Annotated in this window: 17 protein-coding genes and 1 pseudogene; 13 read left to right on the forward strand and 5 right to left on the reverse strand. The window is 68.6% G+C overall.

Annotated features, from left to right (window positions below; translation table 11 throughout):
• Positions 1 to 6 precede the first annotated feature (6 nt).
• Entirely contained in the window at positions 7 to 1272 is a 1266-nt protein-coding gene (mshA, locus tag AC1DGD_RS01930; RefSeq protein ID WP_476855720.1) for a D-inositol-3-phosphate glycosyltransferase, read from the reverse strand.
• A 127-nt stretch (positions 1273 to 1399) separates the two neighbouring features.
• Here mshA and AC1DGD_RS01935 point away from each other — a divergent pair, with 127 nt between their 5' ends.
• The gene (locus tag AC1DGD_RS01935) at positions 1400 to 1927 is read left to right on the forward strand and encodes an N-acetyltransferase family protein (protein WP_476855721.1); all 528 of its coding nucleotides are present in this window, start codon (positions 1400 to 1402) and stop codon (positions 1925 to 1927) included.
• A gap of 69 nt (positions 1928 to 1996) precedes the next feature.
• Here the strand turns inward: AC1DGD_RS01935 and AC1DGD_RS01940 are convergent, their stop codons facing one another.
• Positions 1997 to 3457, reverse strand: a complete 1461-nt coding sequence (locus AC1DGD_RS01940) for a family 4 glycosyl hydrolase (protein WP_476855722.1) — start codon at positions 3455 to 3457, stop codon at positions 1997 to 1999.
• 93 nt (positions 3458 to 3550) lie between these two features.
• Between AC1DGD_RS01940 and AC1DGD_RS01945 the strand changes: the two genes are divergently transcribed.
• The 6 genes from AC1DGD_RS01945 (at position 3551) to tsaD (ending at position 9087) form a co-directional block, all read left to right on the forward strand.
• Complete coding sequence (locus AC1DGD_RS01945) at positions 3551 to 4642, forward strand: carbohydrate kinase family protein (protein WP_476850291.1); 1092 nt, start codon at positions 3551 to 3553, stop codon at positions 4640 to 4642.
• 312 nt (positions 4643 to 4954) lie between these two features.
• Complete coding sequence (gene alr, locus AC1DGD_RS01950; protein WP_028275756.1) at positions 4955 to 6175, forward strand: alanine racemase; 1221 nt, start codon at positions 4955 to 4957, stop codon at positions 6173 to 6175.
• Positions 6172 to 6804 (forward strand): tRNA (adenosine(37)-N6)-threonylcarbamoyltransferase complex ATPase subunit type 1 TsaE, encoded by a 633-nt coding sequence (tsaE, locus tag AC1DGD_RS01955; RefSeq protein ID WP_476855723.1) that lies wholly within the window; start codon positions 6172 to 6174, stop codon positions 6802 to 6804. Before alr ends, tsaE begins: the two co-directional genes overlap by 4 nt.
• Complete coding sequence (tsaB, locus tag AC1DGD_RS01960; protein WP_476855724.1) at positions 6804 to 7475, forward strand: tRNA (adenosine(37)-N6)-threonylcarbamoyltransferase complex dimerization subunit type 1 TsaB; 672 nt, start codon at positions 6804 to 6806, stop codon at positions 7473 to 7475. The genes tsaE and tsaB overlap by 1 nt, the downstream gene beginning before the upstream one ends.
• Before the next feature lie 47 nt (positions 7476 to 7522).
• A complete protein-coding gene (gene rimI / locus AC1DGD_RS01965; protein ID WP_476855785.1) occupies positions 7523 to 7990 on the forward strand; it encodes a ribosomal protein S18-alanine N-acetyltransferase in 468 nt (155 codons plus the stop codon).
• The gene (tsaD, locus tag AC1DGD_RS01970) at positions 7987 to 9087 is read left to right on the forward strand and encodes a tRNA (adenosine(37)-N6)-threonylcarbamoyltransferase complex transferase subunit TsaD (RefSeq protein WP_223913845.1); all 1101 of its coding nucleotides are present in this window, start codon (positions 7987 to 7989) and stop codon (positions 9085 to 9087) included. The genes rimI and tsaD overlap by 4 nt, the downstream gene beginning before the upstream one ends.
• A gap of 83 nt (positions 9088 to 9170) precedes the next feature.
• Here tsaD and AC1DGD_RS01975 read toward each other — a convergent pair whose 3' ends face one another.
• Positions 9171 to 10322: a glutamate--cysteine ligase gene (locus AC1DGD_RS01975; RefSeq protein ID WP_476850296.1), complete on the reverse strand. Its 1152-nt coding sequence runs from the start codon at positions 10320 to 10322 to the stop codon at positions 9171 to 9173.
• Between the two features lie 308 nt (positions 10323 to 10630).
• On the opposite strand from AC1DGD_RS01975, the gene AC1DGD_RS01980 reads away from it, so the two are divergent.
• Entirely contained in the window at positions 10631 to 11464 is an 834-nt protein-coding gene (locus tag AC1DGD_RS01980; RefSeq protein ID WP_476850297.1) for a shikimate 5-dehydrogenase, read from the forward strand.
• A gap of 96 nt (positions 11465 to 11560) precedes the next feature.
• Here the strand turns inward: AC1DGD_RS01980 and AC1DGD_RS01985 are convergent, their stop codons facing one another.
• The gene (locus tag AC1DGD_RS01985; RefSeq protein ID WP_476855725.1) at positions 11561 to 12784 is read right to left on the reverse strand and encodes a class I SAM-dependent methyltransferase; all 1224 of its coding nucleotides are present in this window, start codon (positions 12782 to 12784) and stop codon (positions 11561 to 11563) included.
• A 66-nt stretch (positions 12785 to 12850) separates the two neighbouring features.
• Here AC1DGD_RS01985 and AC1DGD_RS01990 point away from each other — a divergent pair, with 66 nt between their 5' ends.
• The 4 genes from AC1DGD_RS01990 to AC1DGD_RS02005 all read left to right on the forward strand — a co-directional run bounded on the left by AC1DGD_RS01990 (position 12851) and on the right by AC1DGD_RS02005 (position 18341).
• The gene (locus AC1DGD_RS01990) at positions 12851 to 13285 is read left to right on the forward strand and encodes a hypothetical protein (RefSeq protein ID WP_476850299.1); all 435 of its coding nucleotides are present in this window, start codon (positions 12851 to 12853) and stop codon (positions 13283 to 13285) included.
• 718 nt (positions 13286 to 14003) lie between these two features.
• The gene (gene groES, locus AC1DGD_RS01995; RefSeq protein ID WP_028275747.1) at positions 14004 to 14300 is read left to right on the forward strand and encodes a co-chaperone GroES; all 297 of its coding nucleotides are present in this window, start codon (positions 14004 to 14006) and stop codon (positions 14298 to 14300) included.
• Between the two features lie 81 nt (positions 14301 to 14381).
• Positions 14382 to 15992, forward strand: coding sequence for a chaperonin GroEL (gene groL / locus AC1DGD_RS02000; RefSeq protein WP_476855726.1), 1611 nt, complete (start codon positions 14382 to 14384; stop codon positions 15990 to 15992).
• Positions 15993 to 16259: 267 nt separating this feature from the next.
• Complete coding sequence (locus tag AC1DGD_RS02005) at positions 16260 to 18341, forward strand: acyltransferase family protein (RefSeq protein WP_476855727.1); 2082 nt, start codon at positions 16260 to 16262, stop codon at positions 18339 to 18341.
• Positions 18342 to 18480: 139 nt separating this feature from the next.
• Here AC1DGD_RS02005 and AC1DGD_RS02010 read toward each other — a convergent pair whose 3' ends face one another.
• On the reverse strand, positions 18481 to 19362 hold the full coding sequence (locus AC1DGD_RS02010; protein WP_223913851.1) for a DUF389 domain-containing protein: 882 nt from the start codon (positions 19360 to 19362) through the stop codon (positions 18481 to 18483).
• Positions 19363 to 19743: 381 nt separating this feature from the next.
• Between AC1DGD_RS02010 and AC1DGD_RS02015 the strand changes: the two are divergent.
• A pseudogene (locus AC1DGD_RS02015) lies at positions 19744 to 21710 on the forward strand (acyltransferase family protein).
• Positions 21711 to 21823 lie beyond the last annotated feature (113 nt).

The following is a 21823-nucleotide window of genomic DNA, read 5'->3' on the forward strand; positions in this document are numbered from 1 at the left end:
ACCGGTTCAGGGTGTGTGGCCCACCGGGATGGTCAGGCTTCCAAAATACTGGCTTACGGCGGTGTGGTAGCTCTCCAGCGTAATCGCGGCGGTGCGTTGCCAGCCGAACTCCTGGGCATGGATCGCGGCGGCGCGCCCCATGTCGGTGCGGGTTTGGGTGTCGTCGAAGAGCGACTCGAGGGCGTCCGCCCAGTCGCTGGCCTTGTGGCCCTCGATCAGCATCCCGGTCCGTCCGTCCTGGACGGCGCGGGAGAGGCCGCCGACTTTCGTGGCGAGGACCGGCGTCCCGCAGGCCTGCGCCTCCAGCGCCACCAGGCCGAAGGACTCGCTGTAGGAGGGCATCACCACCACGTCGGCGGACCGGTACCAGCCGGCCAGCTCCGGGGCGTTCACCGGCGGGTGGTGGGTGGCGACGTCGTCCATTCCGGCGGCGCTGATCAGCGTCTTGAGGTTGAAGTCCTTGGCGCCGCTGACGGCCCCCAGGATGGTCAGCTGCAGGTCGATGTCCGGGCGCCGGGAGCGCAGGAGCGCCGCCGCCTTGATCAGGATCTGCGGGCCCTTGAGCCGCTGGATCCGGCCCGCGAACAGCAGATGGAACTTGCCCGGGGCGATGCCGTGCTGGGCCCTGGCCCGGTTCCTGAAGGCCGGCGTGAAGACGGCCAGGTCCACGCCGGGCGGCGCGACGTCGATGTGGTCGATGTCGGCGTTGTAGTGCGAGACCAGCTCGGCCGCTTCGGTGCCGGTATTGGCGATCAGCCGGGTGGCGCCGTCGACAATCCGGTGCTCGCCGTCCTCACGCCGCCGCGGCTCCGGCTGTTCGCCGGACTCGAGGAGCTGGTTCTTGACCTTCGCCATCGTGTGCATGGTGTGGACGAGGGGCAGCCGCCACAGCTCCGCGAGCTCCAGCCCGGCCACCCCGGAGACCCAGTAATGGGAATGGATGACGTCATACCGGCCGTGCGGCTGGAGCAGCCGGATCCGGTTGATCTCGGCGACCATGCTGTGCAGCAACCCCGGGAGCTCCTCCTTGGGCAGCTTACGGGGCGGGCCGGCGAGGACGTTGTGCACGCACACGCCCGGGGACGGGTGTTCGACGGCGGGCTGCGTGGCCGAGGTGGACCGGGTGAAGATCTCCACTTCCACGCCGGTTTCGGCGAGGGCGGCGGCCAGCGCCCGGACGTACACGTTCATGCCGCCGGCGTCACCGGAGCCGGGCTGTTCCATGGGCGAGGTGTGCAGGGAAAGGAAAGCGACGCGGCGGATCAGCGACACGGTTCCCCTTTCCTCTGCCCATTTCTTTCTGCCCAATGCATGTCGATAAAACATTACTCCTGAAGTGCCGGCCGGTTCACGGGCCCGTTCGGTTCGCAGACCGGGGCGTGCTGCTAACGTGGCCGCTGTGAACACAACGACAGGACAAGAACCTGCAGCCGGCTGGACCATCCGGGAGGCCCGCCCGGAGGACTGGCCGGGCATCTGGGCGATCCTGGAACCCGTCGTCCGGGCCGGGGAGACCTTCACCTGGGACCGGGACACCGCCGAGGACGAGGCCCGCGCACGCTGGTTCAAACAGGCGCCGGGCCGGACATTCGTCGCGGTTGCCTCCGACACCGGCGCGATTCTTGGCACCGGCGAGCTGCACCCCAACCAGGGCGGCGGCGGCAGCCATGTGGCCAACGCAGGTTACATGGTCCACCCGGGCCAGGCCGGCCGCGGACTGGCCCGGGCCCTCTGCGCCTATTCGCTCGACGCCGCGCGCGACGCCGGTTTCCGGGCCATGCAGTTCAACGCCGTGGTGGAAAGCAATGTCCGGGCCGTGGCAGCGTGGAAATCCATGGGCTTCGAGGTGCTCGCGACCATTCCCGAGGCGTTCAACCACCCTGAACTGGGCTACGTGGGCCTGCACGTGATGTACCGAAAGCTGTAGGGTAGCCGGCCCGGTGCCGCGGGACCGCCGGGACGCTGATGTTGGCGGGCCGTTAAGGCCCACGGGCAGCTACGGCCCGCCGCGCCAGAGACGGCCCAGCTCCGGGAAGGCTGCTTCATAGCCGGCCAGCAGTTTTCCGGCGAGGTCATCCGAGTCCACGAGCGGATGCCTGGCGAACGCGGCGAGGGCCGCCTCCCGCCGGCCGGTCGTCGCCGCCTCCACCACGAGCCGTTCGACGTCCTTGACGCGCCGCAGCAGCTCCAGTTGCGCCGGTCCCGGGCGGTCCTGCGGGACCGGCCTGGCGCCGTCGGGCGTCACCCGGCACGGAACTTCGACGACGGCGTCGGCCGGCAGCCCCGGGACAGCCGGCACCACCTGCGCTCCGGACCCGGCGCCGCCCGCTTCCGGGCCGGCGGGCGCCGCTTCCGGGCCCGCGGCCCCGGCGGAGGTGACGGCGTTGCGCGTGTTGAGGATCAGGTCCGCCGGGCCGCCGCCGGAGAGGGCGCGCATGGCCGCCAGCGCCACCCGCTCGTAGCCGCCGCCTGCGAGATCGGTCTCGTCGCGGCGTTCGCCCGAGGTGCGGGCCTCCGCGAGGTAGCCCTCCTCGCGGGACCTGCGGGCATCCTCCCACAGCGCAAAAGCCTCGGCTCCGGCGGCAGCCAGACGGGGATAGAGTTCGGCCTGCTGCCGGGCGATCGATTCCCCCCGGGTCTGACCTGCGGCGCGCATGCCGGCCACCGCACGAACGGTGTCGTAGTAGTAGAAAAGATATTCATTCGGCAGGCAGCCAAGGCTGGCCAGCAACCCGGGCGGGAACAGCCGGCCTTCCTCGAATTCCGACAGCGCCGCAGGGTTCGCGAGCAGTGCCGGGAGGGCGTCCCGGCCCCCGGCCTCCAGCCGGTACAGCCAGCCGAGGTGGTTCAGGCCGTAGTAGCCCACGCCGTCGAGCGTGCCCTCGGGCAGCGCGACGCCGGCGGCCCGCGCCGCGCGGTGCACCAGGCCGCTGGCGGAGTCGCAAATCCCGATCACCCTGGGGCCGAGCACGGGGACCAGGGCCTCCGTGACCATGCCGGCGGGGTTGGTGAAGTTGAGCAGCCACGCCCCGGGGCACCGGCTCCGCATTTCCTCCGCGAGCCGAAGCATCGGCGGAATGGAGCGCAGCGCGTAGGAGATCCCGCCGGCGCCGGTGGTTTCCTGGCCCAGGAGTCCGAGGTCCAGGGCGATCCGCTCGTCGGCGGTCCGGCCGGCGGTGCCGCCGGGCCGGATGGCGGCGAAGACCATGTCGGCGCCGTCCAAGGCCTCGGGGAGCGAGGACACGGCACGGATCTGCGGGCCGGAACCCGGCGGGCTGGAACCCGGCGGGCCCTGCCGGGCCAGGGAGGCCAGGACCGCCTCGATGGCCGCCAGCCTGGCGGGGTCGACGTCGTAGAGCACCAGCTCCCGCACCAGCCCCGCGAAAGGCCCGGCAGAGAGCGCCCGGTAGACCAGGGGGACGCGGAAGCCGCCCCCGCCGGCGATCGTGAGCCGCATGCGGACAGTCTATTCCCCGCCTTGTTCGCCGCCGGTTTGGGCCCCGCTTTCCCCTGGTATCCCTCGACGGCGGTACGGCGTAATGTGCCGTATATGGACGCGACCCCGGCGCGGCGATTTGATCCGCTCTCTGCCGTCCGCAGCCCGGCCGCGGACGGATTCGACTTGCTCCTGACCGGGACCGTGTTCCAGGACATCATCTTCACCGGGCTGCCCCACGCGCCGCAGCCCGGCACGGAAATCTGGAGCGACGGGATGGGCAGCTGCCCCGGGGGCGTCGCCAATCAGGCCATCGCCGCCTCCCGGCTGGGACTGCGGACCGGTCTTGCCGCCGTGTTCGGCGATGACGGCTACGGTGACTACAACTGGAAGATTCTGGCCGCCCAGGAACACGTGGACCTGTCCCTGTCCCGGCGTGTTCCGGGCTGGCATTCGCCCGTCACGGTGTCCCTGAGCGTGGAGAAGGACCGGTCCATGGTGACGCACGGGCACCCGGCGCCGGTGACTTCCACCGAGCTGGTTGGATGCCCGCCGCCGGCGCTCGCAGCCGTTGCGGAGCTGGGGGAGGAACTCGAACCGTGGGCTGTCGACGCGCACAAGAACGGCGTCCAGCTGTTCGGCGATGTCGGCTGGGACCCCACCGGCGCGTGGTCCTCGACCCGGCTGGACCACCTGAAGTATTTCCACGCTTTCATGCCGAACCAGCACGAGGCCATGAACTTCACGGGCTGCGACGACCCCTGGTCCGCCCTGTACTCGCTTGCGGACCGGGTTCCGGTGGCGGTGGTCACCCTCGGCGCCCAGGGATCCATGGCCGTGGATTCGGAAACGGGGGAGGAGGAGTGGGTCCCGTCCCTGCCGGTCCGGGCCTACGATCCCACCGGCGCCGGTGACTGCTTCGGTGCGGCCTTCATTGTCGGCTCCCTGGCCGGCTGGCCGCTGGGAGACCGTCTCCGCTTCGCCAATCTGTGCGCCGCCTTGGCCGTCCAGGAGGTGGGCGGCTCGCTGGCCGCGCCCGGCTGGGGCGACATTGCCGACTGGTGGCAGCGGGCCAACGCACGGAAGGAACGGCAAAGCAGCCAATGGCTTCGCCGCTACCGCTTCCTGGAAGAGATCGTGCACGACGTCCCGCCCGAGGCGCAGCGGCGCGCGACGGCGACCATCGCCCACCAGTCCGACGCGTAGACGGGCGGGCGCGGCTGGGTTTTCGTGGCTGGCACCAGTGGACATGTCCTCCGCTTCGGCCGGGGCGTGGGCATGGACCCGTTGTGCGCGGCCTTGGGTGTGAAGATTGGGCATGTCCCGGGGTGGGATGCGGCCGGATTCGTGGCACCAGTGGGCATGTCCTCCGCTGGGGCCGGGGCGGGGGCATGGACCCGTTCTGCGCGGCCTTTGGTGTGAAGAATGGGCATGTCCCGCGGGGAGGAATGGGCATGTCCAGCGGTGGCCGGGCCCGGCCGATTATTCGGCCCGCAGCGCCGCGCCTAGAATCGTTAGGTGACTTACCAAGCAGCAACAGGCGATCTCCTGCCCGGTTCGGCGGCAGTGCCGGCCCACGCTGAGGAGCGCTCAGCCGTAATCGATCTCGACGCCATCCGGCACAACGTCCGCCGCATCGCAGCGGTGGCCTCACCCGCGCAGGTCATGGCCGTGGTCAAGGCCGACGCCTACGGGCACGGCGCCGTCCAGGTGGCCCGCGCGGCCCTCGGCGCGGGGGCCAGCTGGCTTGGCGTCGCCCACATCTCCGAGGCCCTCGCCCTGCGCGCCGCCGGGATCGAGGCGCCCCTGCTGGCCTGGCTGCACACCCCGGACAGCAACTTCGCCGCCGCAGTGGCCGCAGGAATCGACATCGGCTGCTCGGGCTGGGAACTGGACCGGATCGTGGCCGCAGCCCGCGAGCAGGAACGGCCCGCCCGCGTCCACCTGAAGGTCGACACCGGGCTCGGCCGCAACGGCGCCACCCTCGACGCCTGGGACAGCCTGGTCGGCGAAGCCATGGAACACCAGGACCAGGGCCTGCTCCGGGTCGTGGGGATCTTCTCCCACCTGGCCGTCGCCGACGAACCCGAACGGCCCGAAACCGACGAGCAGCTCGCCGCGTTCCGCCAGGTCCTCGCCGTCGCCCAGGACGCCGGCGTGGACCCCGAGGTCCGCCACCTCGCCAACACCCCGGCCACCCTCTCCCGGCCGGACACCCACTTTGACCTCGTCCGCGTGGGGCTGGGCCTGTACGGGCTGTCACCCTTCGAAGGGCAAAGTCCGGCCGAGCTCGGGCTGCGCCCGGCCATGACGGTCCGCACGGTGGTCTCGCACTGCAAGGACGTGCCCGCCGGGCAGGGCGTTTCCTACGGGCTGAACTACCGCACGGACGGCGTCAGCACCCTCGGGCTCATCCCGCTGGGCTACGCCGACGGCGTGCCGCGCATCGCCACCGGCGGCCCCGTCCGGGTCGAGGGCGTGAACTATCCGGTAGTGGGTCGCATTGCGATGGACCAGATGGTGATCGACCTCGGACCCCGCCACGTGGCGGCCGGAGGCCCGAGCATCCTCGGCGCCGAGGCAGTGCTGTTTGGCGACGGCGCCGACGGCGGACCCACGGCAGATGACTGGGCCAAGGCCGCCGGTACCAACAACTACGAGATCGTCACCAGGATCAGCCCCCGCGTGCCGCGCCGCTACCTGAACGAAGAGCCCTCCACCGGCGAAGAGCGGCCGTGAGCGCGCCCGCGTGGGAACGGAGCCTTGAGGTCCACACGGCGGCGCAGACGCATGCGCTCGCCGCGGCCCTCGGCGCCGTGCTGGAAACCGGCGATCTGCTGGTCCTGACCGGCGAACTGGGTGCCGGCAAGACCACGTTCACGCAGGGGCTGGGGGAGGGCCTGGGAGTGCGGGCCGGCATCATCTCGCCGACCTTTGTCCTGGTGCGCATCCACCCCAACCTGCCCGGAGGACCCCGGCCGGGCGGACCGGACCTGGTGCATGTGGACGCCTACCGGCTGGAGTCGGCCGCTGAAATCGACGACATCGATCTTGAAAACACCATGGACAGCGCCGTGACCGTGGTCGAGTGGGGCCGCGGCCGGGTTGAGCACCTCAGCGACAGCCGGCTGGAGGTCGAACTCCACCGCACCCGCGGAGGCGCCGCCGCTTCCGCCGAAACCCCCGAAGCCCCCGCCGAAACCGGCGCCAGTCCCGTTCTGGATTTCGACACGGACGACGACGACGAACCGCGGACCGTCGTGATCCGCGGCTTCGGTCCGCGCTGGGCTGAAGCGCCGACGCTGCCCGGTGCCGAGCCCCGGCCCCTSCCCGGGACCACGCCCCAGACCCCGGAACGGAATCCCTGATGCTGATCCTCGCCATCGACACCTCAGCTGTCGCCAGCGCCGCCCTGGTCTCCGATGATGCACCGGAATCCGTGCTCGCCAGCTTCGCCACCGAGGACACGCGCACCCACGCGGAGGTCCTGGCCCCGGGGATCGACGGGCTCCTGGCTGAGGCCGGCGTCAGCGGGCACGACGTCGACGCTATCGTCACCGGCGTCGGCCCCGGCCCGTTCACAGGACTGCGCTCCGGGATCGTCACGGCCCGCACCCTCGCCTTTGTCTGGGGCAAGCCGCTGTACGGCGTCATGAGCCTGGACGCGATCGCCCTGGAAGTAGCCGAATCCACCGACTCGGCCGCGGAGTTCATTGTCGCCACCGATGCGCGCCGCAAGGAAGTGTACTGGGCCCGGTACACCCTCTCCGATGCCCAGCTGCCGCATCTGGAGGACGGCCCGCACGTGGGATTCGCCGCGGACCTGCCGGATCTGCCCGTGTACGGTGCAGGGGCAGGAATCTACTCCGACGTCGTCAAGGCGGTCGCGGAATTCAGCACCCGCCAGCCGGAGGCCCTCTCGCTCGGCCAGTTCGCACTCGCCCGGCTCTCCGCGGGGGAACAGCTCCTGGACTCCACCCCCCTGTACCTGCGCGAATCCGACGCCCAGGTACCCGGACCCCGGAAGCGTGCCCTGTGAGCGCGGAGCGAGCCGTCCGGCTGCCCGGCGGAGTCACCCTGCGGGACATGGACGCCGCGGACATCCCCGCCATCCACGCCCTGGAACTCCGGCTCTTTCCCGTGGATGCCTGGCCGCTGCAGATGTTCCACGACGAGCTGGCGCAGGTGGATACCCGCCGCTACCTCGTGGCGGAGATCCACGGCGGGATCGTGGGCTATGCCGGGCTCATGTGCATCGAACCGATCTCGGACGTCCAGACGATCGCCGTGGTGCCCGAGCAGGAAGGCAAGGGCATCGGCTCTGCCCTGCTCACCGAGTTGATCGCGGAAAGCCGGCGCCGGCACGCCCAGGACGTGCTGCTCGAGGTCAGGGCGGACAACCCCCGGGCCCAGCAGCTCTACCTGCGCTTCGGCTTCGAACAGATCCACGTCCGGCCCCGCTACTACCGGGACGGCGTCGACGCCCTGATCATGCGGCTCCAGCTGCCCCGCGAACCGCTCAGCCCCCAGCCAACGGAAGCAGGCCGACCATGAACCGCACCCAGCCGCTCGTGCTCGGCATCGAGTCCTCCTGCGACGAAACCGGCGTCGGCATCGTCCGGGGAACCACCCTGCTGACGAACACCGTCTCGTCCTCCATGGACGAACACGTCCGCTTCGGCGGCGTGATCCCCGAGATCGCCTCCCGCGCCCACCTCGACGCGTTCGTCCCCACCCTCGAGGAGGCCCTCGCGGAGGCGGGAGTGACGCTCGCGGACATCGACGCGATCGCCGTCACCTCCGGGCCGGGCCTGGCAGGTGCCCTCATGGTGGGAGTGTGCGCGGCCAAGGCGCTCGCCGTCGCCACCGGCAAACCGCTCTACGCCATCAACCACCTGGTGGCGCATGTCGGCGTCGGGCTCCTGCAGCAGGGCGCCGGCGCGCCGTCGCCGCAAACAACGCCGCACGCCCTGCCGGAGAATATGGGCGCGCTCCTGGTCTCCGGCGGCCACACCGAGATCCTGCGGATCCGGAGCATCACGGACGACGTCGAGCTGCTGGGCTCCACGATCGATGACGCCGCCGGCGAAGCGTATGACAAGGTGGCGCGGCTCCTGGGCCTGGGCTACCCGGGCGGTCCGGCCATCGACAAGCTCGCGCGCACGGGCAACGCCAAAGCCATCCGGTTCCCGCGCGGGCTCACCCAGCCCAAGTACATGGGGACCGCCGAGGAGCCCGGGCCGCACCGCTACGACTGGTCCTTCAGCGGGCTCAAGACCGCCGTCGCCCGCTGCGTGGAGCAGTTCGAGGCCCGCGGCGAGGAGGTGCCCGTGGCGGACATCGCCGCGGCCTTCCAGGAAGCCGTGGTGGATGTCATTACCGCCAAGGCAGTGCTCGCCTGCCGCGAAAACGGCATCACGGAGGTCCTCCTGGGTGGCGGGGTCGCCGCCAACTCGCGGCTGCGCCAGCTCACCGAACAACGCTGCAGTGCGGCCGGCATCCGGCTGACGGTGCCGCCGCTGCCGCTGTGCACGGACAACGGCGCCATGGTGGCCGCGCTCGGGGCGCAACTGGTGATGGCCGGCGTGAAACCGAGCGGGATCGGCTTCGCGCCGGATTCCTCAATGCCGGTCACGACAGTCTCCGCCTGAGGCCACAGCCTGAGGCTTCGTCCGCGTGGAGCTAGACGGCCTGGGGCTTCGGCCGCCTGCGTGGCGGCTGTTGGGCGCCGGAGCTAGGCGTCCGGGCCCTGGCGCATCTGCTTGACCAGGTCCAGGACGACGGCGCGCAGGTCCCCGCCGTGCTCGGCGGCGACCCGGCGCTGCCGCTGGTAGCCGGCGCCGCGCTCGATGATCTTCTCGACGTCGGCCAGTTCGGCGCTGCAGCCCAGCTTCGCCGCCACCGGCTCAAGCCGCTTGAGCGTCTCGCGCAGGTGCTCTGTTACGAGCTGCTCGTTGCCGTCGGCGTCGAGGATGATGATCGCGTCCAGGCCATACCGGGCCGCGCGCCACTTGTTTTCCTGCACATGCCACGGGGGCATCGTGGGAATGGTGCCGCCGTTGTCCAGCGTCGTGGAAAACTCGTCGACGAGGCACTGCGTCAGGGCGGCGATGGCCCCGACTTCCTCGAGCGTGGCCAGGCCGTCGCAGATGCGCATCTCGATGGTGCCGAAGTGCGGGACGGGCCGGATGTCCCAGCGGATCTCCGAGAGCGAATCGATCACGCCGGTGGTGAACATGTCCTGGGCGTACGCCTCGAAGTCCTCCCAGCTGGAGAACTGGAAGGGCAGCCCGGCGGTCGGCAGCTGCTGGAACATCAGCGCCCGCTGGGAGGCGTATCCGGTGTCCTCGCCGCCCCAGAAAGGGCTGGACGCGGAGAGCGCCTGGAAGTGCGGAAAGTAATTGACCAGGCCGTCCAGCACCGGAAGGACCTTGTCCCGGCTGTCGAGTCCGACGTGCACGTGGACGCCGTAAATGACCATCTGCCGGCCCCACCACTGGGTCCGGTCAATGAGCTTGGCGTAGCGTTCCTTGTCCGTGACGGGCTGCAGCTGGGGCGGGCTGAAGGGGTGGCTCCCGGCGCAAAAGATCTCCACACCCATCGGATCGGTCACGTCCCGGACCGCCGCGAGCGAGCTGCTCAGGTCCGCCTTGGCCTCCGCAACAGTGGTGCAGATGCCCGTGACGAGCTCCACGGTGTTCAGCAGCAGCTCCTGCTTGATGTGCGGGTGCTCGTCGTCCTCATTGAGTTCGGGATGCCGGGCAGCGACGCCGCGCAGCACCTGGTTCGCCACGGAGGCCAGCTCACCGGTCTCGGCGTCGACGAGCGCCAGCTCCCATTCCACGCCAAGAGTCGACTGCCTGGATGAAGCGAACTCGATCTTCATGTGGTCCCTTCACTGTTCTGCTGTCGCTGGCCGTGGTCCTGGTGGGGAAATGCGCTGGCGAACATCCTCGGACATGCCTCTGGACATGGCACCGGCGGTGTCACGTGCAATTTCCCACACACCAGTGCGCCGGCCGGGGGCCGGCAGGGCTACGGGTGGTCCAAGTCTAGTGCAGGGGCGGCCCCGGGACGGTGTCAAAGTTGCCGCTGCTGCGTGAGTGTATTCACAACGTCGCTGGTCAGCGACGGCGCGCGCGGTTGCGCGTTGGGCTGCGGGTGGCCGGAGCGATCCTGGCGTTTAATGGAGCTGTGCCCATTCTGAACAAAGACATGACCCTGTGTATCTCGCTCTCGGCCCGGCCCAGCAACAATGGGACGCGCTTCCACAACCACCTGTACGAACAGCTGGGCCTGAACTGGATCTACAAGGCCTTTGCCCCAACCGACCTCGCCCAGGCGATCGCCGGGGTGCGCGGCCTCGGCATCCGCGGCTGCGCGGTGTCCATGCCTTACAAGGAGGACGTGATCGCCCTCGTTGACGTCATGGACCCGTCGGCGAAGGCCATCGACTCGGTCAACACCATCGTCAACGACGGCGGCCGGCTCACGGCGTACAACACCGACTACACCGCAATCGAGCAGCTCTTGCAGAGCAATGCAGTCCCCACGGACTACTCGGTGCTGGTCCTGGGCTCCGGCGGCATGGCCAAGGCCACCGTGGCCGCGCTCCGGGATGCCGGGTTCAAGGACGTGACCGTCGTGGCCCGCAACGAGGGCTCCGGCCGCGCCCTGGCCGAACAGTACGGCTTCGCCTGGCGCGCGGACCTGGGCTCTGCGGACTCCGGTACCGGCACGGCGGACATGCTCATCAACGTCACCCCCATCGGGATGGCCGGCGGCCCGGACGCCGCCTCGCTGCCCTTCCCGCAGGAGGCCATCGATGCCGCCAAAGTGGTGTTCGACGTCGTCGCGCTCCCGGCCGAGACACCGCTGATCAAGGCCGGCCGCGCGGCCGGCAAGACCGTGATCACCGGAGCCGAGGTCGCCACGATCCAGGCGCTCGAGCAGTTCGTGCTGTACACCGGCGTCCGGCCGACCGACGAGCAAATCCGGGCAGCCGAGGAGTTCACGCGGGCCCAGTAGCCCGACAGCCCAGTTGACCGGCCGCTTCGCTGACATCCGGCGGCGGCGGGGCACGGCGCCGCGGGGCACTCGGCCGGTGGGATCCCGCTGGCGGGGCTAGACCGGCTCCACCGAGACGGCCACCCGGTCCTCGCCGATCCTGGTGAGGACCAGGGTGGCGGATTTCTTGTCCTTGTGCTTTGCGCTGCCGCCGGGCAGGAGTTGCCTGCGCAGCTCTTCGGGCGTGACAGCCATACCGCGCTTCTTGATGTCCAGGACCCCGATGCCTTGATCCTTGACCCAGGTCTTGAGTGCCTTGACGTTGAACGGCATCACCTCCAGGACCCTGTACGCCTTGGCGAACGGGGTGTCATGCAGCTCCGGGGCGCAGATGTAGGCGATGTGCTCGTCCACGAGGTGCCCGCCCAGCTGGAGGGCGACGTCGGCCACCAGGCCGGCGCGGATCACCGCGCCGTCGGGCTCATACAGGTACCCCTCCACGGGTCCCACGGGCGCCACCGGGCCGGCGCCGAAGTCCTCGCCGCTGGTGAGCTCAGCGGAACCAAGGGGGCCGAGCACGAGGGCCGCGCGCCGCACCCCCGGACGCCGCACTGCGTTGAACCACAGGGCCACCTCGGTCACGTCCCCGGCCACGGAAACCCACTGGGCCTCGCAGTCAGCCGGCACGGAGTCGTGTGGCATGCCCGGCCCCATTTTGACGCCGACGGCGCGCCCGGAGCCGGCCAGTGATTCCACGAAGGACAGCGGCGGGGAAAAATCTTCCGGATCCCAGATCCGCTTGGTGCCCGAGGTGGACGTGGTGCGCCGGGCCGGGTCCAGCCAGACGCCGTCGATCCCCTCGAGCGAAACCGAGGTGGCATCGGAGTGGACCACGGTGGCGTTGCGGAAGGGGATCAGGTTCATGGTGGCGCAGGCGGCCGTGGCCTCGTCCATTTCCACAGCGGTGACCACCAGGTCCAGGGATGCCAGGGCCATCGTGTCGGCCCCCAGCCCGCAGCCGAGATCGGCGACATGGCCGATTCCGGCCTCCGCGAACCGCTGCGCGTGCCGTGCCGCCACCGTGAGCCGGGTGGCCTGTTCCAGACCGGCCTTCGTGAAAATCATCTGCCGGGCAAATTCGCCGAACTTCGCCTCGGCCTTGGTCCGCAGCCGGGACTGGGTGAGCACGGCCGAGACCAGCTCGGGGGAGTGGCCGGCCTTGCGCAGCGACGCCGTGAGGCGGAAGGCCTCGTCCTCGCGGTACGGGCCCAACGACGCCAGCAGCTCCCAGCCCTCGGGGGTGAGGATCGGGGCAATCTGTTCCTGCGGTGCGTCAGTCATGGCATCCAGCGTAGTTGAGGTCAGCGGGCGCGCTGTGACCGGACGGCGGGGGCTAGGCTTGATGGCATGGAAGACAGCGGCACAGGCGACAGCATCTCAGCGGACACGGCCGGGCAGGACACGGCCGGCGACGACGACGCCAGGCAGGAGCGCCGGCGGCCGCAGGGACTTGCCCGCTACGCAAAACCGGCGCTGATCGCCGGCGCGGTGATCGCCGTCGTGTCCGTCGCACTTTTGGTGATTATCTTCTTCCTCGATTCCTTCAACGCCACCGTGTATTCCGTCGGCGGCAAGAACGTCCAGGACGCCACGGACGAGGCCCGGGCCATCCGCGAGACCTATGCCGCGGCCCGGCTCGGCGGCATCATCTTCCTCGTCGCCGGCATTCTGCTGGCCGCCGCCGGCGCCGTGCTGTCGTTCCGGCACCGGAATGACGAAGGCCAGAACACGGACGAAGACGACGGCGAGGACGTGGACTTCGACGACCTCGCAGACCAGTAGCCATCGAGTAGGCGCGCGAATAGACGCCGCTGGTGGGCGCGCACCGCACCGCCAAACGGCCAACGGCCACGGGCCATGGGCCACGGGACATGCCCAGCCTCCTGCGCCACGGATGGACATGTCCTCCCCGGCAGCCCGGACCCGTTGGGTATGTCCATCGCTCAGCGCGGGCACAGAGTACGACGCCCAAGTGTCCTCTGGCCGCAGCAAAAAATGGGCATGTCCTCCCGGGCAGCCCGCGCCCGTTGGGTATGTCCATCGCTCAGCACGGGTACAGAGCATGACGCCCAAGTGTCCTCTGGTCGCAACGCAGAATGGGCATGGCCCTCTGGACCGGACGCCGTCGTAGGGCATGTCCATCGCTCGGGCTTATGAGTGGATATTTCCCAACTTGCTCGCCCGCGCAGGTCCCGCGCACCTTGGGCATGTCCATCGCTCAGCGCGGGCACAGAGCATGATGCCCAAGTGTCCTCTGGCCGCAGGCAAAAATGGGCATGTCCCCTAGGGGGAAATGTTCACCCGGAACGAATTTCTGGCACTCGCCTTGACCGAGTGCTAACCATTTACATAGAGTCGTCATTAGCACTCTCCCTAGGAGGGTGCTAACACATGAAGCGCGTTCCGCCAGGCACGCTGCCGGCACCGCGACGACGGTCTGTGCGCCTTGGCATCACCGCTTCATAGTCCACGAATTTGCTGACGAAAAGGAGAGGTCCGAGTGTCGGTCTCTATTAAGCCTCTTGAGGATCGTATTGTTGTCCGCCCGCTCGAAGCCGAGCAGACCACGGCTTCCGGCCTGGTTATCCCGGACTCCGCGCAGGAGAAGCCGCAGGAAGGCGAAGTTGTTGCAGTAGGCCCCGGCCGCTTCGATGACAACGGCAACCGCGTTCCCGTTGACGTTGCCGTTGGCGACGTCGTCATCTACTCCAAGTACGGTGGAACCGAAGTCAAGACCGGCGGCACCGAGTACCTCGTGCTCTCCGCCCGCGACGTTCTGGCGATCGTCGTAAAGTAACTCTCTTGGACCCCCGCGCAGCCGATCCTTTCGCATTGAATGGATCAGTTGCGCGGGGTTCTGTCTTGAAAGGACAAAACCATGGCAAAGCAGCTTGCGTTTAACGACGCTGCCCGCCGGTCGCTTGAAGCCGGCATCGATAAGCTCGCCAACACCGTCAAGGTCACGCTGGGTCCGCGCGGCCGCAACGTCGTACTGGACAAGAAGTGGGGCGCCCCCACGATCACCAACGATGGTGTGACCATCGCCCGTGAAATCGAGCTGGATGACCCCTACGAGAACCTTGGCGCGCAGCTTGCCAAGGAGGTCGCCACCAAGACCAACGATGTTGCCGGCGACGGCACCACCACCGCCACCGTCCTGGCCCAGGCCCTGGTCAAGGAAGGCCTGCGCAACGTAGCGGCAGGCGCCGCGCCGGGCGAAATCAAGCGCGGCATCGAGGTTTCGGTCGAGGCCGTCGCCGCCCGCCTGCTGGAGAACGCCCGCCCGGTTGAAGGCACGCAGGTTGCCAACGTTGCCGCAATCTCCGCCCAGAGCGACGAGGTCGGCGAGCTGCTGGCCGAGGCGTTCGGCAAGGTCGGCAAGGATGGTGTGATCACCATCGAGGAGTCCTCCACCACGCAGACCGAGCTGGTACTGACCGAGGGCATGCAGTTCGACAAGGGCTACCTGTCCCCGTACTTCGTCACCGACGCGGAACGCCAGGAGGCCGTCCTCGAGGACGCCCTGATCCTGATCAACCAGGGCAAGATCTCCTCAGTGCAGGATTTCCTGCCGCTGCTGGAAAAGGCGCTGCAGAGCTCCAAGCCGCTCTTCATCATCGCCGAAGACGTCGAGGGCGAGGCCCTGTCCACGCTGATCGTCAACCGCATCCGCGGCACGCTGAACGTCGTCGCCGTCAAGGCGCCGGGCTTCGGTGACCGCCGCAAGGCCATGCTGCAGGACATCGCGACCCTCACCGGTGCGCAGGTTGTCTCCGCGGAGCTGGGCCTGAGCCTGGACACCGTTGGCCTCGAGGTGCTCGGCACCGCACGCCGCATCACGATCACCAAGGACAGCACCACGATCGTCGACGGCGCCGGTTCGGCCGAGGACGTCGCCGCCCGTGTTGCCCAGCTGCGCGCCGAGCTGACCCGCACCGATTCGGACTGGGACAAGGAAAAGCTGCAGGAACGCCTGGCCAAGCTGGCCGGCGGCATCGGCGTGATCAAGGTCGGCGCCGCCACCGAGGTTGAGCTGAAGGAAAAGAAGCACCGCATCGAGGACGCCGTGTCCTCCACCCGCGCTGCCCTCGAAGAAGGCATCGTGGCCGGCGGCGGCTCCGCCCTCATCCACGCGCTGAAGGCGCTCGACGAGGACGCTGCCGTCCAGGCCCTCGAAGGTGACGCGGCTGCGGCCGTCGGCATCGTCCGCCGCGCCCTGGTCCAGCCGCTGCGCTGGATCGCCCAGAACGCCGGCTTCGACGGCTATGTCGTGGCTGCCAAGGTCGCCGAATCCGCCGTGAACCAGGGCTTCAACGCCAAGTCCGGCGAATACGAAGACCTGATCGCCGCCGGCGTGATCGACCCCGTGAAGGTGACGCGTGCGGCTCTGCGCAACGCGGCCTCCATCGCGGCGCTGGTCCTCACCACGGAAACCCTCGTGGTGGAGAAGCCGGCTGACGAAGACGAGCACGCAGGGCGCAAGCACTAGGCTCTGCCCGCAGGGGGACGGTCCGGCATCTGCCGGGCCGTCCCTTTTTCTGTCGAGTCACTGCTGCCGTTCTGCCGTGTTCGTGGCCGCAAGTTGCCGTGATTCTGGCAGAGTTAACCCGTCAGGTGCCGCTCCAGCGTCGCGGGTTCACTGGAAACTCCCACGTTGGCATGCCTCAATGGGGATCAGTGGCGCCGTGACGATTGGCCATCAAAATTACGTTTTGGTAACATGGAGGCTTTGGTTATCTGGTTGAGGGGTAGTTCTATGACACAGCAAGGAACCTTGCCCCGGCCTGCCCGGCACATTGCCGCGGCGGGGCATGATCCCGCAGCCAAGGCCGGCCGAAAATCCACCTTCAGGCCTGAAATCCAGGGCCTCCGGTCCCTCGCTGTGCTGATGGTCATGAGCTATCACATCTGGCTGGGCCGGGTTTCCGGCGGCGTGGACGTCTTCCTGCTGATCTCGGCCTTCCTTATGACGCTGCAGTTCGTGGGCCGCTACGAGCAGGGCCGGTCCATGGCCCTCATCAAACACTGGCTGCACCTTTTCCGGCGCCTCGTCCCTGCCGCCGTCACCGTCCTGGTGGCCATCCTTGCCGCAACTGTCCTCTTCCTGCCCCGGACCCGGTGGATGGAAATCATCAACCAGGGCTGGGCCTCCCTGGGCTATGCCGAGAACTGGCTCCTGCAGACCCAGGCGACAAACTACTACGCCGCGGACCACAGCCAGGCCAGTCCCTTCCAGCATTTCTGGTCCCTTTCGATCCAGGGCCAGGTCTTTATCCTGTGGCCGCTCATCTTTGTGGGGGCCGCGTTCGTCGCCAAGCGCTTCAGGCTCCGCTACCGTGTGCTGCTGTCCTACGTCTTCGCCGTGATCTTCGTTGTTTCGCTGCTCTACTCGATCGCCTTCACCCAGGCGAGCCAAACGGAGGCGTACTTCGACACCTGGGCCCGGCTGTGGGAGTTTGCCCTGGGCACGCTCGTGGCTTTGGCCCTTCCTGCCCTGCGGCTTCCGCGGGGCTGGCGGATCGGGCTTGGCTGGCTGGGCATTGTGGCCATGCTCAGCTGCGGCCTCCTGCTCAACGTCCAGGCTTCCTTTCCCGGGTTTGTGGCGCTCTGGCCCACCCTGGCGGCCGCCTGTGTCATCGCAGCCGGGCAGTCGGGCAGCAAGCTGGGCGTCGACCGGATCCTGAGTTCGAAGCCCTTGGTCCGGCTGGGCGACATTTCGTATGCCCTGTACCTGTGGCACTGGCCGGTTCTGGTCATCTCCCTTGCCGTGATGCACAGGGAAAAAGCGGGTCTGATCACAGGCGCCGTCATCGTCACTGTTTCGCTGGTGCTCGCCTACCTCACCACCCGCTTTATTGAGAAGCCCTGGCGTGAGTGGCAGTGGCCGGAGGTGCGGCGGCGCCGCGCCCTCGTTGCCATCGCCGTGGCCGTGGTCACCGCCGCCGTGCCGCTGGCGGGGATTCAGATCCAGCAGCACCTCGAAAGCGAAGCAGTCCTGGCCCAAGCCCCGAAGAACAACCCGGGCGCCTTGGCGCTGACGCCGGGCTTTGTGGACCAGGCCGACGCCAACGCCGTCCTGCTCCCCACCCCGCAGACGCTGCCGCAGGACTGGGCCAGCCTCCCTAACTCGTGCTCCGGTGACCTGCAGCCACAGGACCCGGTCCTTCAGAAGGACTGCTTCCAGAACAATCAATCCGACACCGGAGCGAAAAAGGTCCTCGTGATCGGGGATTCCCACGCACAGCAATGGCTGGGCTCGATTGCTCCCCTCAGCGATGAGAAGGGCTGGCGGCTCTACGCCATGCTCAAGGGTGCCTGCAAGCCCAACATCGCGCCGCAGCACGTCTCGGCGGATTGCGACAATTTCAATGCGGCCGTCGCATCGGAAGTGAAGAACAACCCGCCGGACGCCATTATCATCGTGGGCACGGAGGCGGCTCCGTCGTCGCCACAGGAGACTGTGATCCCGGGCTTCGAAGCCACCGCGAAGTCTTGGACGGACGAGGGCATCAAGGTCGTGGCCCTCCGGGACAATCCGCGTTTTACCTTCAACATGGCGGAGTGCGTAGCGACCAAGGGTGCCGACGCGCCGGACTGCAGGCCGCGCGAGCAGGGCATGCTTGCGGCAACGAATCCCTTGGCCGCGCTGGATGGCAAGGTGCCGGGCGTCGCGTTCGTTGACATGACTGACCTGATCTGCAATGGCACGGAATGCCCGGGCGCGGTCGGCAACACCTACGTCTACCTGGACGACAACCACCTCAGCCGGAGCTATGCGGCCAGCATGGCCCCCATGTTCAGCCAGAGGCTCCTCGCCGCGACCGGATGGGGCCCCTAAGCTCCACGGTCCCCGGGCCTGCCGGCCGTAGTCCCCGCAGCTCCACGGTCCCCGGGCCCCTAAGCTCCACGGTCCCCGGGCCTGCCGGCCGTAGTCCCCAGGACTGCCGGCCGTTGCGGGCACCTGCGGCGCCCGTGCGTCAGTGCTGGGAGCGGTCCGCCCTGCGCCGCAGCTGGCGGGCAGTGTCCGGTGCCAGCCGCTTGGTCACCAGCCGGTAGAACAGCAGGACCCCGACGGCGGCCACCACGATTCCGAGCAGGTTCAGGAACAGCTGCAGGGCGGAGCCGGCTGCCTTCTGGTACTCGCCCAGGACCAGTGCCACGGCCACGAACCCGGCTGCCGGCACCGTCGTGACGGAGATGAACACCCCGATCAGCGCCGCCGAGCGCCGGCTGATGACCGACAGCATCCCGGCTGTCCCGGCGAGGACGGCGACGATCAGGGAATAAGGGCCGGGGTGGTAGATGAATTCAACTGCTGAACCGTGGTCCAGCGCGTCCGCGGGGAACAGCCCGAGTGGCACGGAGAGCCACGCGGTCAGCGCGGCGGCCAGCATCGCGACGGGAAAACCGACGCCGAGGGCCAGCGCCGCGTCACGTCCGAGCCGCCGCTGGCGCCGGACCAGGGCTACGGCCAGGGCAGCCAGCGGGCCGAACTCCGGGCCCACGGCCATGGCGCCGACGATCGCAATGGTGGAGTCCGTCACGATGCCGATGGCCGCCAGCTGGGTCGCCAGGACCAGGAACGCCAGGAAACTCCACGTCAGGCGCGAATCCTCGCCGGTCTGCCGCGACACCTCGTCCCAGATCACGGCGTCCGCGCCCTCACCTGGAGCCTCCGCCTCCGCCCTGTCGGCGCGGTCCGAGAGCACAAGGTCCGGTGCGATGACCGTAATCGATCCCCGTTGCTGGACGTCGAGGGCGTGCAGCTTCTCCACGAGCCCCTCCACGGATTCCCGGGCCAGCAGAACCTCGATGACGTCCCCGGGCGGCGTGACGGAAGAGGCCTTCGCGAGCGCCACTTCCGAGACGCCGACGTGGTTTGTACAACTTTCGAGAACAACTCCGGACAATTCACCCGGAACACAAATGCGCACCTGCACGATCACGTGGCGGCCTCCTCAGACTCCTACCAGCCTAGCTTCCGCCCCGCGGCCGACGGCGCCGCCGCCCCCCTGGGTGCGCCGCCGGCCAGGCGTGTGAAGGACACCGCTGGGCCCGTGTGATTGGCAAAGAAAATTACGTTTCGGTAACATTGATGTTTTGGAAACCGGCCTGAAGGGATCTTTGTGTCGAACGAGCGAACCACCTTCACCCCGCCACGGGCGGATGCAGGTTCTCCGGCGACCCGAAAAACAAGCTACCGCCCCGAAGTCCAGGGCCTTCGCGCCCTCGCGGTCCTCATGGTGGTCACGTACCACGTGTGGCTGGGCCGGGTCTCCGGCGGCGTGGACATCTTCCTCCTCATTTCAGCCTTCCTGATGACACTCAGCTTCACGCGGAAAGTCGAAAGCGGCGCGCCGCTGCGGCTGCTCAGCCACTGGCTGCATCTGCTCAAGCGCCTGCTGCCCGCCGTCGTCGTGGTGGTTCTCGGCGTCCTCGCCGGCACCTGGGCCATCCTGCCGCAAAGCCGCTGGCCCGACGTCCTTGAACAGGCCTGGGCCTCCCTGCTGTACCGGCAGAACTGGCTCCTGGCGGACAGCGCCGTGGACTACTACGCCCAGGACCATTCGGGTGCGAGCCCGCTCCAGCACTTCTGGTCACTCTCGATCCAGGGCCAGGTGTTCGTGCTCTGGCCGCTCGTCTTTGCCGGCACCGCACTTCTTTCCCGCCTGCTCCGCCGCCGGACCCGCCAGGACCACGTCCTGCTGCGTTACCGCTCCCTGCTGGCCGCGGCCTTCGGCGCCATCTTCGCGGTGTCCCTGGCCTACTCGATCCAGCAGACCGCAACGAACCAGGCCCACGCCTACTTCGACACCGGAGCCCGGCTCTGGGAGTTCGCGCTCGGCTCGCTCCTGGCCCTCGCCCTGCCGTACCTGAAACCGGGCAGGGTCCTGCGCGTCGTGCTCGGCTGGGGCGGCCTCGTGGCCATGCTCTCCTGCGGGCTCCTGCTGACCGTGGACCGTTCGTTCCCCGGATTCATCGCGCTGTGGCCCACGCTGGCCGCCGCGGCGATCATCACCGCCGGTCAAAGCGGCAGCCGCTTCGGGGTTGACCGCTTCCTGACCTGGAAACCCCTGGTGGCGCTGGGGGATAACTCCTATGCGCTCTATCTCTGGCACTGGCCGCTGCTGGTCCTGGCCCTCGCCGGGGCGGGCATCACGGCGCCCAACCTTTTCCAGGGGCTGTGCATCGTTGCCGCGTCCCTCGTCCTGGCCGTGCTCACCACCCGTTTCGTCGAGAAGCCCCTGCGCGAATGGCACTGGCCCAAGCGCCGCGCCTGGCGCACCGCCGTCGTGATTGCCGCCTGTGGTGCCCTGCTGGCGGGTCCCGTCGCCGTGTGGCAGAGCCAGCTCCTGGCCGACGAAGCCGAGGCGGCGTCCCAGCCCAAGGAACTGACTCCCGGCGCGGCCGCCCTGGCACCGGAAAACGCCGGCAAGCCCACGCCGGAAGCCAAGATCATCCCCGCGCCGGCGGCGATGAAGAACGAGTGGGCGGACATCGACGGGCTGTGCACGGACGCCAACGTCCCCAGCGACCCCCTGCTACAGGGGTGCCTGCAGAACAACAAGCCGGACAAGGTCACCAAACGGATCGTGGTGCTCGGTGACTCCCATGCCCAGCAGTACATGGCGGCGCTGGGCCCCATCGCGAAAAGCCACGGCTGGGAAGTTGTCACGCTGCTGAAGGGCAACTGCCGCTTCGGCGGGGAGTCCCCGGAGCGGGACGCGGACTGCAACGCCTTCAACCGGGCCAGCGCGCAGTACGTCCTGGACCACCGCCCCGACGCCGTTTTTACGGTTGCGTCCCTGACCCACAAGGAAGCGCCGTTCGAGACCGAAGTGCCTGAGTACCTGGCGGGCATCAAGCCCTTCACCGACGCCGGCATGGACGTGGTGGGCATCCGCGACAACCCCCGCTTCACCATCAATATGCCCGAGTGCGTCCAGAAGAACGGCCCGGATGCCTCGGAGTGCAACGTGCGCAGGAATCGCTCGCGGGGTCCTCACCGCTGGACGCGTACCGCGGCCAGGTGCCCAGGCTGCACCTCATGGACATGAGCGATTTCATCTGCGCCAACGGAACATGCCCCGCGGTGGTCGGCAACGTGTACGTCTACAAGGACGACAACCACCTGACCAAGACGTACGTCCAGACCATGATCCCCATGTTCGAACGGCGGCTGCTCGCCGCCACCGGCTGGAAGTAGTCCGACGCCGACCGGCCGGGGAGCAGGCCCGGCCGGACGGGGGAGCCGGGGGAGCCGTCCGGCATGGGGCGGCTCACATTGAAACCGGACATTACCGCCCGGAATATGGCTAT

This window comes from Arthrobacter sp. 05T45 (genome assembly GCF_056395875.1).

Coding starts and splice junctions, on each gene's coding strand:
- AC1DGD_RS01940 (WP_476855722.1), bottom strand. CDS start 3,457: ATGCGGCTCACGATCGCCGGCGGGGGCGGCTTCCGCGTCCCCCTGGTC.
- AC1DGD_RS01985 (WP_476855725.1), bottom strand. CDS start 12,784: ATGACTGACGCACCGCAGGAACAGATTGCCCCGATCCTCACCCCCGAG.
- AC1DGD_RS01990 (WP_476850299.1), top strand. CDS start 12,851: ATGGAAGACAGCGGCACAGGCGACAGCATCTCAGCGGACACGGCCGGG.
- AC1DGD_RS02005 (WP_476855727.1), top strand. CDS start 16,260: ATGACACAGCAAGGAACCTTGCCCCGGCCTGCCCGGCACATTGCCGCG.
- groL (WP_476855726.1), top strand. CDS start 14,382: ATGGCAAAGCAGCTTGCGTTTAACGACGCTGCCCGCCGGTCGCTTGAA.
- AC1DGD_RS01975 (WP_476850296.1), bottom strand. CDS start 10,322: ATGAAGATCGAGTTCGCTTCATCCAGGCAGTCGACTCTTGGCGTGGAA.
- rimI (WP_476855785.1), top strand. CDS start 7,523: ATGGACGCCGCGGACATCCCCGCCATCCACGCCCTGGAACTCCGGCTC.
- AC1DGD_RS01945 (WP_476850291.1), top strand. CDS start 3,551: ATGGACGCGACCCCGGCGCGGCGATTTGATCCGCTCTCTGCCGTCCGC.
- tsaB (WP_476855724.1), top strand. CDS start 6,804: ATGCTGATCCTCGCCATCGACACCTCAGCTGTCGCCAGCGCCGCCCTG.
- tsaD (WP_223913845.1), top strand. CDS start 7,987: ATGAACCGCACCCAGCCGCTCGTGCTCGGCATCGAGTCCTCCTGCGAC.